This window comes from Pseudoflavonifractor sp. An44 (assembly GCF_002161675.1).
GTDB lineage: Bacteria > Bacillota > Clostridia > Oscillospirales > Oscillospiraceae > Enterenecus > Enterenecus faecium.
On record NZ_NFIH01000001.1, the window covers coordinates 88,471 to 102,036 of the forward strand.

Genomic DNA, 13,566 nt, shown 5'->3' on the forward strand with positions numbered 1-13,566 from the left:
GAGGGAGAGAGAAGCAAAGTCCTGTCAACTGTTGGAAACCATCTCTAGCAGCGCCTGCTCTATACGCTCCTTTTCGCCGCTTCCGTCTGTGCGAAGACGCAGCAACGGAATACCGCACAGTTCAAAAATCCGGTTTTTCTTTTCGTCTCTGCTCGCCTGGATGCTTCCAGCCGCGTGGAAGGCGGCGCCATCCACCTCTACAGCCAACAAAGGAGATTTGTCCATCCGGCGGAACAACAGGAAATCCACATGGGTCAGGGGATTTCGAGCGTATGCAATTTCCTCCTCTGTCATCCCGGAATAGTCTTTTACCAGATTAACCAGGGACACATGGGCCACACAATCCACGAAAGAAAACTTTGTCTTTTGGAGGATTTCTTGGATTACTGCGTAGAGAAGATTTTCCGAATCATATTCTGAAATTCTCCTATGCTTTGTCAAGAAGGCCCTCCGTTGCTCAGCATATCCCTGGTAGAGCAGATCAAAAACAGAGTAGACTTCACTTTCAATCACTGCACAGTTGTTATACTGGATATAGCGGGCCAGATCGCCGTAGTTGGTCCGGTCATTTTTCGGATCCTGGGACGTGACAACCGTTAAAGACTTGACCGCCCGAGATACAGCTACATTCAACATCCGAGGGTCATCCACAAATTCTGTAATAACATTGTCCACAGAAGTCAAGATAATGGCATCCTTTTCCCGTCCCTGGAACTTGTGAACGGTGGCCACCTCCAGCTCCTTGCCCAGCTGTGTTTGGATCGCCTCTACCTGGTCCTTATACGGCGTAATAATACCAATACTCCCATACCCTTGTTTCGACAAACTGGGAAGCACCTCCTGCCGGATCACATCTATCTGTCTTTGATTCAGATGACCACGGGCGTGATTGCCAGGCGGTGTCTGGTACATGGTCAGGACATCCGCTTCCTCATGGTCTTCCGTCATGACAATGAGTTTTCCCCCATAGAATTTTTGATTGCAAAAATTGATGATCTTGGGGTGGCAGCGATAGTGTTCCCGCAGAAGGACCGTGGGTGCCTCTGGCCATGTTGCAATGGCGGAAGATAGCAAGCTTTGGGTAGAGAAATGGTAGTTCTCCGGGAGGGAATACTTCTTCCAGGTTGCTTCGCTTTTCTGGATGTTCTGGCTGTCCAACACATTGGGCAACTGCTGAAGATCTCCCACGATGACGATATTTCTGGCACTGGCAAAAGCCAGAACGCCAGTGGCCAAATCTACCTGAGAGGCCTCATCCACGATGAGATAGTCGTAGATATGGTCAAAGTTCAGAGTACCCTTGATGGAATAGGTTGTGCTCAGAATCACCGGATACTCCTGATTGAATTCTTTGGACTTTCTACGGAAGTCCCGCATCTCAAAACGTGGGCGCGGCTCTTGCCAATGGAATTTTTTACTCAGCTCTGCGCGGAATAACCGCAGAGACATCTCCGTCAGTTCTGCCATCTTTTCATCAAAGGCATACTGCTCCAGCTTCTTCTCTAACTGCGCCCGTTCCTCCATCAACTCATGTCGGCGTACCGTATAGAATTGTCGTTGGAGGTACGGAATGACCAATTCCGGTGTCTGAAGAAACACTTTCAGTGCACTGCGATTAAAGCGAAACAGGACGGATAGTTTTTGGAACAGGCCCAATTTGCTCTCCTGTTGAGCATGCTGCTCATACTCCAACCAGAGAGATAAAATCTTTTGAGAGGACAGACCTTTCACCTCATCCCTGGGCGCTTGGGCATAGGTGCTGTAGTACTCACCGAAATAGTGCTGTTCTGGTGTCAGCTGTAAGAGTTCCTGCTCAATGGCAGCAATGCGATTTGTGGCGTTTAGCATTTCACTGAGCTCTTTGGATAGAGCGGTTACCTTCTGGTTCAGCTGTAACTTCTCTTCCGGTTTCAGAACCCAAGCCGACATATCGGGATATTTACCCGTCTGCATCTCCAGGAAACGATTCTTATTGGCATGGCTCCCCAGAAAAGCGGTCAGGAAAGCGAGGCCCTTCTTCTCCAGCTTTTCCGCCACATTCAAGGTAGCGGAGTTGTTGTTGGAGACAACTGCTACTGTTTGGCCCTTCCGAACTGCATTGGAGATGATATTCAAAATAGTTTGTGTCTTTCCCGTCCCAGGTGGTCCCTGGATGATACTGATCTGGGAGGAAAGGGCGTTCTCCACCGCTGTTTTCTGACTCTGATTCAGACCGAAGGGGTAGATAACTGCCTCAGGAAGATCCCTCACTGAAGGCTTCCTAGAGCAATCCAGGTAGTAGGCCAGAACGGTTTCGTCATTGATACTTTTGATTCTCTCGTATTGGGCACTCAGAATATTGCGGCCATCTTCGGCTACCAGACTGACTGCCGCCGCCGTTTCTTTGAAGTATTCAAAGATACCTGCCTGTTTCCGATTCGTAAGACAGTTTTTCTGGAGTTTCACTTGGCTCTTTGGATATGTAAGAGTTTTCCCCCCTGTGCAGATTAGGCGGTAAAAAGAGCCAAAATCCAGGATCTCCTCGACTTGTGAAACTGGATCTTCGTCCACAGCCACGATGAACTGCGATGGATCGATCCGGCTCTGAACTTTTAGGAGCTGTACTTTTTCAGCATGGTAGCGGTAGGGCTTCGGGGAGCCACTATAAACCACCTCGCACATACCGTTCTGAAAACGGAAGCTATTGACGGAGTCGGTTTTGTCCTGTCCATTGATCAAGAGCATATATTTTTTGCTGTCCATCGCAAACCTCCTCCGGCCTTTCCCCTATCATAAAGGCCTCCTCTTCATGTTATATCACTCCCAAGTTTTTTGAGAGAGAATCTGGGCCAACTGTTCAGTGTCTGGCATTTCTGTTGATCCAAGTACCGTGGTCAAATCAAAAATGCGTGTCCCCATGGGGGCGCGAGGCGTGCTTTTGCGAAAATCCGTTTCATAAAACTGTTTTACAAAGAAAGACGGCTGTAGTAGTGCGCCAGCTTCTCATCGCAGATCTGTTCAATTTCTTTCTTTTCTTCCCGGGTCAGTTTTCCCCAGACAGATTCATCAACCTGGACCACTCCTAAGGTTTTGGTGTGATGGAGCATCTGCATATCCTCAAACCGCTTGAAGGGATTTGATAGGATGTTCCGCTGGACCTGAGCGTCGGTATAGCCTCCCTTGGCGTAGATACTATTGGGCTTTTCCACTGCGAGTCCAGCCACCCGGCGGGCCTCGTAAAATTCTCGGAAGTAAGTGACGATATCACTGAGCTTTACCCTGCCCTTTTTATCCGCAAACTGGAGTACTGCCTTGAGTAGTACCGGCTTGTAGGAGTAGCTCATATCCATCTGTCTGGTCATTTCCATAAACAGATCCTTACGGTTGGAGTCGTCGATGAGGGTCCATCCATATTGCTCTGCATACTTTCTCAGGGTTTCTTCCTTGAAATACTTGAAGGTCCGGTGCTCACTCATAGGCACCACCAGATCGGGCACTAGCAGGCCATCCCGGACATATCGCTCGACGGTCTCGGTCTGCACATCCACCCGGCGAACATACTCCAGTTGGGAGATCATACCGGCAGCTTCCTCCTGCCAGTTGAAGATATCCACCAGCTCATAGTCCAGAGCATCCACCGGCCAGTCAATAATGGCGTCCGGGCGTTCGCCTTTGTCATAAAGCCCCTGTTCGGCGCTTTTCTGCTGTTTGGTGCTCAGCACCAGCGCACCAGGTCTGTACTCCTTCAATCGAAATAGGCGGTGCATGGAGTAGGGCATATTGTACTGACTGGCGTTGTCCACAAAGTCAAACACCATTAGGCTCTCCTTACCGGGAGATAGCCGCATACCACGGCCTAACTGCTGCGTATAGAGCACCTTGGACATGGTTGGCCGGGCCATAAACAACACTTCGGTGGCCGGACAGTCCCAACCCTCGTTGAGCAGGTCGCAGGCGCACAGCACCTTCGTTTCACCCTTCTCAAACCGGGCCAGCACTTCCCGGCGGTCGCTGGCCTTGATCTCGCCGGACACGGCCTCAGCGGCCACACCGGTATGGTGGAGCCGCCCAGCAATCTCCCGGGCATGCTTGACAGAGGCGCAAAAGATAACCGTTCGCTTGTCTCTTACATACTGGAGCCAGGTATCCACAATGAGTTGGTTTCGCTCCGGCACATAAATCTTGCTCTCCAGATCTCGAATATTGTACTGCACGCTATTAAACCGAACTTTGGTTAAGTCGATGTTGGTATGGATACGGATACATCGCACCGGTACCAGTTCACCGATTTCGACAGCTGTCTGAATGTCCAACTTATGGGCTGTATGCTTAAAAATATCCAAGATATTCTTGTCATCGGCCCGCTCCGGCGTAGCCGTTAATCCCAAGGTAAATTCTGGTGTGAGATAAGACAAAACCTTCTGGTATGTATCTGCAGAGGCGTGGTGGGCTTCGTCCACAATGAGATAGCCAAAATCATCAGACTTAAATTGATCTAGATTCAGGGCCACACTTTGGATGCTGCCACAGACCACCTGCGTTTTCCCTTGTTTCACGCTCTCCACATATCGTCCCACACTGACTTCAGGCCACAGCTTCTGAAACTGGCGAACTGCCTGATCCACTAGTTCCACTGTGTGAGCCAAAAACAGCGTCCGTTTTCCGACCCTCTTGGCATCCATCACAGCGGTCACTGTTTTTCCGGTACCGGTGGCGTGGTAGAGCAGGGCGATGGTCTCGAAGTTGCAGCGCATCTTCTCCAGAGCTGCCAAAGCTTCCCTCTGGTGCACCTTCAGTTCAAGGTGTGAGCCATCTAGAGTCTTTCCTTTCTGTTGTGGCAGGTAGTCCTCAATCTCTCTAAAGTTAGGGTGCTGGCCCAGAAAAACCCGCAGCTCGTCCTTCACGGTCTCCGGCTGCTGCTGCATCTGCCGTACCGCCCATCGATATACATCCCATCCCAGATAGATCATGCTGTTTTGCTTGAGCAAGTCGTCATAGAACTTGTTTTGAGAAATTAGCTTGGGGTTGTGAGATGCCTCATCATCGATCTCGATGGCTATCTTCCGCCCGCTATTCTCTAGAAGAAAATCAGCAAATCTGGTGTTCTGATAGATGTCCAAGAAGGAATATTGGGTGTAGAGATACCCTGCCTTCTCAGCACCAAAAGTATCTGAGAACAATTCGATGAACAGATCTTCGGCATTGCTGCCGGAGGCAGAGTGGTAGGTTGGCATAGGGGGTCACCTCAACTTTGCGGAATGAAAGTATAGTTCTTCTCTATATGGTTCAAGAAGCAGCAAATTCTTTTTAGAAAAATTAATTCCCCACTCAGGTTTACTTATTTGTCCGGGTTTCTCATAGTTTCGGTCAACAAGAAGTGCATTGGGCGCAGCCCATGCCGTAGACGGAACCACATAGCAGTCAGGTAAATTGCCGTCCGTGAATCGGAGGAGAAAAACCAACCTTGTTGAGCTGATTTCCATTTTATCTTTTGGAACAAAGACATATCCCCAGTTACGGATAGACTTCACTTGGATTTCATAATATTGACCATCCGCTGGATTTCTTGCTACAAAGTCCACGCCGTGATCGTCTACTTCAGAGGTGTAAACATCATACCCATAGGAAGCAAACTCCATTTTGGCATAGTACTCTGCATAGCGTCCCAACTGGAGATGGGATAGTTTAGACCAGTTTGTATTCGGCATTTCAGCCCTCCGATACTTCTTTTAGCAGAATCTTTTTCTCAAATCCGCCCCGATTGGCCGCTTTGTCTGCCCGAACTTGTTCCAGCTCTTCCAATGTCCAGCCACGGGCTTTCACGACAGCCTGCATAACCTCCAGAAGGTCGGCCAGTTCCTCCAGAGACTTGCTCTCCTGATACTCCGCCAACTCTTCATTTAATTTTTCCTCTAGGAAACGAATATAGTCTTTATCAGAAAGTATTTCATAAGTACAACTTTTCCCGGATGCTTCTATGATTTCCGGAATTCGATCCCGGACAAGTTTGTGAGAGTTTCTATCAGATTTATCCCGTCTGCGATGAGACATATAGTTCCAAATAGAATAATCCAAAAGGCGTACAGACAATCGAGGATATTTTTCTCTCAACGTCTTTACTGTTGCTGCAAGCAAATTCTGTGCCTCCTGGATCGAGTATTCCTGTCCTGTATGGTCCTTCAAAAAGCGCATTATATGACGGTCCGACTTGGACTGGGAATCATCTCCCGAAAGCATGTATAAGTATCTTAGAGACAGCCCACTTTTCTGCTCTGGAATGCGCATAATTTCCATCTCAGCTTTGCGTGGGAGGCCCTCAGAGGATATGTCTGCCAGAGTTTTCACACCGTACTTCTGCAAAACTCTTGCAAATCTCAACACAGCCTCTGCTTTCAATATTCCATTTCGCGTTGACGTACGCTGATGATTCTGAAAGATCACATCCGCACTTCTTTCAACTCCTATGGAGGTAATATGGTCGATAAACTGTGAAATGGTGTGTTTATCACCTTCCTTGTCATGGCACATATTATATACTCTTAGTCCGTAATAGGCACAGTAGTTCTTCACCACATTGGTCGTGCTGGTATATTTCACTCCGATAGAAAACACCGCATCAATCACACATTGCGGCAATGAATCGTAGTAATACGACGGACTAAGCACCGCATTTTCCAGGTCCAATGTCGCTTCACATGCTTGACACAGACTTTCTACGCACATGCGGGTCCCTCCCTCAAATTTACAGCTTTGTATGTGCTTAAATCGTCATCAGTTTTTCAAATTCTCCACGTCAGGCTCACCGTTCACTCATTTCATCTATGGCCCATTTTGTATTTTCTTACTCTACCAAAAACACTTCTTGCTCTATGGTCACGCCGTATTCCAATATTTTTTTCATTGCTTCATAAAAAACTGGATATTTTCTTCCATCAAGAGCAGCTTGCACTTCATTCAAGTATCCTTCTGTGCGTTTTAATCCGGTAACATGATGAATTTCTACATCCTCCTGAGACATTCGCATAGGAGTTAGAGTAGGAAAAATTTTTTGCAGGTTCTCAAACATTCGAAAACCTCCCAAATCGATATCAGCCCAAAACATAACTTGCATTTGCCCCTGTATCGATTCAGCAATTTTCTCAAAAAATTTTCTCTTTTTAGGGCTTAAATATCCTCCATGAAAAACCACTAGTTCCCCGGATTTCAGTTCGGATAAAATAAACTCATCGTAGTTCGTTTTGTTCTCGATAAAAATAATTCTTTGAATCTCACTCATATCAAATGTCTGTATGGAGTCAATGCCTGAACTAGGTAGTGCCAGCCCATAAGGTGTCGCCGCAGACACACTGATGCTTCCCTTCTCGGTCCGTATAACGCAATTACCACAGAGCTCATATAACTCTGGTCGTGCGTAGATTCCTAGATAGGCCAGCTTCTCCCGATCTCCCATCTGACTTTGCTCACATGCTTCTTTTAATTCATCGGAGTATTCGACAGCTATTCGCAGAAAACGATCTCGTACTTTCTGTTCAAAAATTTTGGTATTCTGATAACATCTATTACTGAACGCGCGCATAGTAATAGATTCCCCATGAAGCGAATCATACACAGCAAAAGCAGACAACAGATCCTCCAAAGGATTCAAGTCGCTCTTGCAATAAGATGGAACGCGAAGACTCTCTTTTGCCTGTTTACAGATATCGTCCCGCCACATCTGAATCCACTTTGTCGTGATATGGGAGAGCCTCGAGGTGACCATCTCCACTACCGCAGAGGCAAGCTCTCTAGGGTGTATCCGGCCTGTCATTCGATAACACTCTGACAGTTTCTCTAAATTTAGAACCACATGGGATAACACGGGACGTCTATTGACCCATTGAGCAAAAATGAAGCCACGCGCCTCCAGGTCCTTCACAACTTTGTTCCATTCATCCCGGATTTGAGCGTCTTCATAGTCATATTCTGGAAATTCTTGTTTTTCAATTCGAAGCATCACCCGCCGTGTGGAACTGCCCGGTTGTGTCAGATGTTTGCTTTTCTCATACTTATCTAACAAATGAGAAAGTAGAATATTCTGATTCATACTGACATCATCTCTTTCCCCCAGGACATAATGTGCATTTTATATTTATCTTTAATCACCAAATGCGTACGATCTGCCAACGGCATAATATCCGGAAGCTTTTCTGGTGGTGTACAAATAATCGCCTGCAGCCCCATCTTCCGCAACAAGCGAATACTTTCTATGATCCGATCGCTGTCCATTTTATTGAACGCTTCGTCAAACACCACCAATCGAATGGTATTGCTGGATAAGTCAGATTGATTGTAGACCTGATACAGTTGGGCAAACGAAGCCAACACAGCAATATAAAATGGTGTCTGGGTTTCACCTCCGGACTTGGTATTAAGGGTTTGGGAAAGCAGCTGCTTGGAGCCGTTCTGGTCGGTGGTCTCCAAATCGAATTTAAGATAGGTTCTAAAATCAGTAAACCGCTCTATATTCTGCTGGAGTTCGCTCTGCTTTCTTGTGTTGGTGGTAGTATCATCAGACATGGCAATCTGACTAAACAGAGTCTCTACAAGTTTTCCATATTTTTGCTGGAACGGAAGTGCAAACAGTCCACCCTCCCCTTCCATCAATTCTGGTGCCATAATCATATCGTAGTAATCGGCATAATCAGGATTACGATCTACTCGAAACTGATATTGATCTGTGCCGAACTTCGCCTGTCTCAGCGCCTTATTCAGGTTCCTAACCTGTTCCCGTACTTGATCAATGCTGGATTTGAGTTTGGATAAAAAATCATTTTGGAACTGCTCCATCGCGCTCTCTCGAGCTGCCTTAATTTTTTCCCGGTATTTAGGCAACTCGCTTTCCTCCAAAATGCGCTGCTCTGCTTCATATTCCTCATTGTCCAAAGCATCCACACGGAAGGAACATGGTTTGAACTTGTCGGCATAGTCACGCCTTGCTTGATATAGTCTTTGTTGATTCATGACCCGCTCATTTCTACTCCGAACCAGCTGATCACTGAAGTTTTTTTGGATCGCACCAGGATGCTTCAGTCTGCCCAATTCCTGCTGGTATCGAGGCAATCCCGTCTTTTCTTGATAATCTTGAGAAAAGGTTTCGGCCACAGAGTCCTCTAATTGGGACAACTTTTGATATTGCTCTGGCAGTCTCTCGTATTTTAACAGGTGAATTTTCTCTTTTAACCGGCCACTCCGCTCTACCGTCTTTTGCTGGTTTCCACGTAGCACTGCGATTTCCTGACGCAACTGCTCGATGGTTCTACGTTGTTCCTCCAGCCAGAATAGATCCAGATTAGAAAGCTCTTCTGTGATTTTTCCGATTTCATCCTGGATCTCCAGAATACGCACGTAGTCATTCAGCTTCCCGGGCACTATATTCTGCACAAAGAATTGTGTAAATAGTGCTTCTTTTTGTTTTGTCAACACTTGATAAATTGGGTCCCAATATTGAATCGCCTTCTTATTTTCGCTGAGATCGATATTGAGGCGCTGGATACGCAAAGCAACCGCTTGACGACCAATAAAAACATTTTCCATCAATGAGCGGCGTATAGGACGAGCTACATATCCCTGATACAGCATACCTTCTACTGTAATTGCTGTCTTATGATTTCTAAGTTCCTCAACGCGATCACAGCAGACCACCCGTCCCAGCAAATAATCTATATAACTACGAGCCAACTCATTTTTCGTCTCTACCTTTCTAGCTAAGCTGTTCTCCCACGGTTCTTGTTTTTCCTTTTCCCGCAGTCTGCCGACATCTATAATTCCGTATGAGTTTTTTCCAAAATCCCCCTTAATTCGGTTATATAATTCTAGTGCTGCCCGATAATAGGCTGGTTCGACCAAAAGATAAAATTTCTGTGTATTGAGATAGCCTTCTACTGCCCCACGCCATGTTTCTTCTTTCATTTCCAACACATCTGCAAGGATAAGTAACTCTACCGGGCTGCCCATCTGCTTTTCCAGCTCCGTACTCAAGCGTTTTCTAAGGAGGAGAAGCTCCTGTGGATAATCCTTAATATTATTATGTAGACTGGCCAACGCCGCCCGTGTTTGATCTGCCTCTTTCTTATATGCTTCTAGCTTATCTTTGATCTTATGGGCAGCACTGCTCATCTCTTCAGAGAGATTTGCAATGGTGAGCTGAGCCTGTTCAAAAAGGGATAATGGACAGGCAAACAGCTCCGATCTGACACTCTCCAGGGCAGCATATACTTTTTGAGTTTTCTCTGCGATCTGTTTCACCTTGTCAAGGCCATTTTCCTCTTCTAAATTGGTAATTTCTTCACACAGATGAGAAACTCTACTAACTTCTCGCCTAATTTTCAATTCGAGACTTCTGAGCCCATCTGTCAACCTGTTCTGCTCATCTGTAAGCATCTTTTTTTGCTGCCGGAGCTTCTCCTCTTCCTGGCAAACACTACTTTGGGCTACCGCACGTTCCAACTCCCGTTGTCGTGTCTCATTTTGTGTAATCTCCTCGCCAAATAGTCCAATTTGTTTTTCTGCATTCATCATTTCGGTTTCACAGTCCCGCATTTGCAGTTCCATATCATGAATTGTAGACTGCTGCACCTCTTTTTCCGCCCACAAAGAGAGAAAAGATTGTATCTTCCAACGCTCAATTGCTTGCTGCCAATCCTGGTAGCGCCGACCAATTTCCCGTAATGCGTCCAACTTCTCCTCTTGACGTTGCGCCAGCATCTCATGGCGCTTGTAGTCAAGAATGTTCTGTTGCATCGCTTCAATATCTGGCTTTTCCGGAATATCACAAATGTTCTCTGTGATAAATTTCTGAATATCTACAATAGGGCGAAAGGATATTGCTTTCTTCAACATTCGCATCACTTGTTCGCCGTGGATATTCCACTTTGCCTGCAAATCGATCCGGTATTGCTTATGAGTGTCATAGAGCTTTCCTTTTACTCCATATTCTTTCAAAAAAATACGCAGAGTTGGGATATCAATAGCCTCGCCCTTCTGAATAAAACAGTCTTCTGGGAGTGTACCGTCATAGAGAAAATATCGATCCTGGCGACTTCCATCGCTCCGGCAATCGAAAATAATACCGCCAACAAACTGTTTTCCCTTCACATCATCCCAAAATTCACAGGCAATAACGGTGGAAAAATCTTTCCCCCGCCTAGAACTCGGGTTATTTTCATCCATATCAGCCCGTAAATATCCATCCAGCGTCCGCTGAGATTTCTCGTTTGCTGCTTGATTGAAGTTGCGCGCATTCGTCTCTCCTAGCAGGACGATTTGAAGCGCATCAATAATAGTAGACTTTCCTGCCCCATTCTTCCCCGTGAAGAAATTAATATCCTCCACTTCAATGAGTTCCTTGGAAAAATAGAGCCAATTAATCAGTAGAATCTTCTTCAGTTTCTTCACCTTCGTCCTCCTTTCTCATCACAGATACAATTGCATTCAGTTTTTCGCTAGAAACCACAGATAAAACGGTGGGAAGTATAGCAAATTTACAGCTATTTTGATTATATTTCCCCTCAAGCCGTTGAATAACAGAGTGGTTATCCAATAGTGTGAGTGCCCGCTTCACCTCATCCATGTTGGGTTTCGTAGAAAGAATCGCATAGTCTGTAACTACTTTATCTAGAAGATCACGCACTGTACAGACAGCATCTTGTTCCAGTCCCAGTCGTTCAATGTTCTCCTCATAGATCATGCGAATTGCCAGAAGGATCGCCGTCTCTTTCTTATTCAGATTACAACGATTCGCATCGTCTGTATTCATAACATAAAAGTATCCATTCAAATCATCTTTTCGGAGATCCCAGTCCAGAAGAGCAAGATATTCCTGTATCGCTTCAAAGTGGGCAGACAGAAAAACATAGTCTGGATTATTGATTCGCCCTTCGCCCGGCTTGTATATAGTCCTCACCACATAGGTACGACTAAGCAGTTGATTGCAGATGGACTTAAAGCAATCTAGTTCCTTCTGTGTTGCCGTGCTAAGCCAATCAAAACTCATTTTCTTCCCTCCTTGCGCACAATTTTAAGCTGTGGAATGGTATATTCATTTTCTGTGAAGCTCCCTTCCAACTCTTTCACCACATAATTTGCGCTGGGGTCACGTCCTGTAAGCGCAGCCAACATGCTCATAATGTAGGCCCGATCATCTGACAAAGCCATATCTTTGGAGTAGCAAACCCCGTCATCCCCCAACCACTTTTCTATGTATGCAGCAATTTGAGCGCGGCTATACTCTGTTCGAAGTAGTTCCGCCGCCTGAGCCTTAGTTGAAGAATCTATCCCGCCTTCCTCTATCAGGACTGGTGCTACCTTTGACCGTTTCCCGGGGCGTTTGCGATGCCAAAGGCTCTTTTGCGAAAGGAACGATTGTTCATATAGTTGAAATACCGGCTGAATACGATCCACCAGCTCTGTGGCACGATGATTTCTTTCCAGCGCACTCAGAAGGTATGCCAAATTACCACGTACGTTGCCATCTCGGTTAGTCAGATTTTCTAGTTTCTGTGTAGTCGCCCTTGTATATCGGCGCACTTGACCATCGATTTCCTTCAAATAATCATGCTCTATACTATCATAACGATCATTTACCCAAAAAATTTTTTGTAGTATATCATGCCGACATTCATCTAGTGTAGCCCCCCGACGATCTTGTACCGCAGCGTTAGATATCGCCATCAAAAGGCTCTCATCCTCAGCCCATCCCGTGAGAATTGTCTGGATTGGAACACGATATTTTGGGACAGAATCTTTAATTTTTAATGGACGAATATATGCTTCCATCACTTTTTGCCCAAAATCATCAAAATGAGCAGCAAGGACATCATTCACTTCCCGCATTTTTACTTGCATTTGAAAAAAATGTTTCACATTGTGGTATACCATTTGAAGCAACTTGATCAATGCCTGGGTATTGTCATACGCACTATAAATCGCAGCCATTTTATCATAAACATTGTCTCCATCGCTTGCCACCTTCAATGCGGAATAGGTCCCAAATACATATGAATATCCACGAACAGGGCTGTCCTCTCGTAGTTGATGAAAAATATCTAGTAGACGGCTACTGTAGCCAGGAACTGTAATATATTCATCGAAGTCCTCTCCTCGCTCTTTTTCGAACCAACCTTTACTGTATAATTTACGAATCAGGAATCTGGCACGGCCTGAAATATCCCGCAGTTCTTCCTCGTCAATATCCTCTCCTTCAAATGTTGCATCAGCCAGCTGCTGCTCCATTTTGCTCCGTAACATCGTATACAATGTGTCCTCTGGTATTTTTAGATTTTCCCGATAAGCTTCCCAAAGTACATCTAGGGCATCAGCATACAAAGTGCGATTTGGTGATGCCAAAACAGAAAATAGATCGGTTGGAATGTGCTCAAACAAATTCATTACAATCCCCCTCTCATAGGAGATATTTATGATTGGAATTTTAATTAAAATGGAACCTTTTATGGAGGGTTACACTGCGGAGAATGTTTCTCCATCTTCGACTCAAATATAGGCTGGGTGCCTGTACGTCTTGAATTTTTGAGGATTGGGTATTGATAAATG

8 protein-coding genes and 1 pseudogene are annotated in these 13,566 nt (G+C 45.7%); 1 reads left to right on the top strand and 8 read right to left on the bottom strand.

All coding sequences use genetic code 11. The annotated features are described in order from the left end of the window. Positions 1 to 24: 24 nt before the first annotated feature. From B5F98_RS00335 to B5F98_RS00370, 8 genes are all read right to left on the bottom strand, one after another. The gene (locus B5F98_RS00335; protein ID WP_087369139.1) at positions 25 to 2,742 is read right to left on the bottom strand and encodes an AAA domain-containing protein; all 2,718 of its coding nucleotides are present in this window, start codon (positions 2,740 to 2,742) and stop codon (positions 25 to 27) included. 203 nt (positions 2,743 to 2,945) lie between these two features. Continuing rightward, positions 2,946 to 5,213, bottom strand: a complete 2,268-nt coding sequence (locus tag B5F98_RS00340) for a DEAD/DEAH box helicase (protein ID WP_087369140.1) — start codon at positions 5,211 to 5,213, stop codon at positions 2,946 to 2,948. Between the two features lie 6 nt (positions 5,214 to 5,219). Further along, on the bottom strand, positions 5,220 to 5,687 hold the full coding sequence (locus B5F98_RS00345; protein ID WP_087369141.1) for a hypothetical protein: 468 nt from the start codon (positions 5,685 to 5,687) through the stop codon (positions 5,220 to 5,222). Position 5,688: 1 nt separating this feature from the next. Next, on the bottom strand, positions 5,689 to 6,702 hold the full coding sequence (locus B5F98_RS13500; protein ID WP_143482697.1) for a nucleoside triphosphate pyrophosphohydrolase: 1,014 nt from the start codon (positions 6,700 to 6,702) through the stop codon (positions 5,689 to 5,691). A 118-nt stretch (positions 6,703 to 6,820) separates the two neighbouring features. Beyond that, entirely contained in the window at positions 6,821 to 8,062 is a 1,242-nt protein-coding gene (locus B5F98_RS00355) for a Wadjet anti-phage system protein JetD domain-containing protein (RefSeq protein WP_087369142.1), read from the bottom strand. Beyond that, positions 8,059 to 11,412 carry an SbcC/MukB-like Walker B domain-containing protein gene (locus B5F98_RS00360; RefSeq protein ID WP_087369143.1) on the bottom strand — a complete coding sequence of 1,118 codons (3,354 nt, stop codon included), beginning with the start codon at positions 11,410 to 11,412 and terminating at the stop codon, positions 8,059 to 8,061. Before B5F98_RS00360 ends, B5F98_RS00355 begins: the two co-directional genes overlap by 4 nt. Continuing rightward, positions 11,381 to 12,010, bottom strand: a complete 630-nt coding sequence (locus B5F98_RS00365) for a DUF4194 domain-containing protein (RefSeq protein WP_087369144.1) — start codon at positions 12,008 to 12,010, stop codon at positions 11,381 to 11,383. The genes B5F98_RS00360 and B5F98_RS00365 overlap by 32 nt, the downstream gene beginning before the upstream one ends. Beyond that, positions 12,007 to 13,404: a Wadjet anti-phage system protein JetA family protein gene (locus B5F98_RS00370; RefSeq protein ID WP_087369145.1), complete on the bottom strand. Its 1,398-nt coding sequence runs from the start codon at positions 13,402 to 13,404 to the stop codon at positions 12,007 to 12,009. The genes B5F98_RS00365 and B5F98_RS00370 overlap by 4 nt, the downstream gene beginning before the upstream one ends. 90 nt (positions 13,405 to 13,494) lie before the next feature. Between B5F98_RS00370 and B5F98_RS13185 the strand changes: the two are divergent. Next, a pseudogene (locus tag B5F98_RS13185) lies at positions 13,495 to 13,560 on the top strand (hypothetical protein); the annotation flags it as partial. Positions 13,561 to 13,566 lie beyond the last annotated feature (6 nt).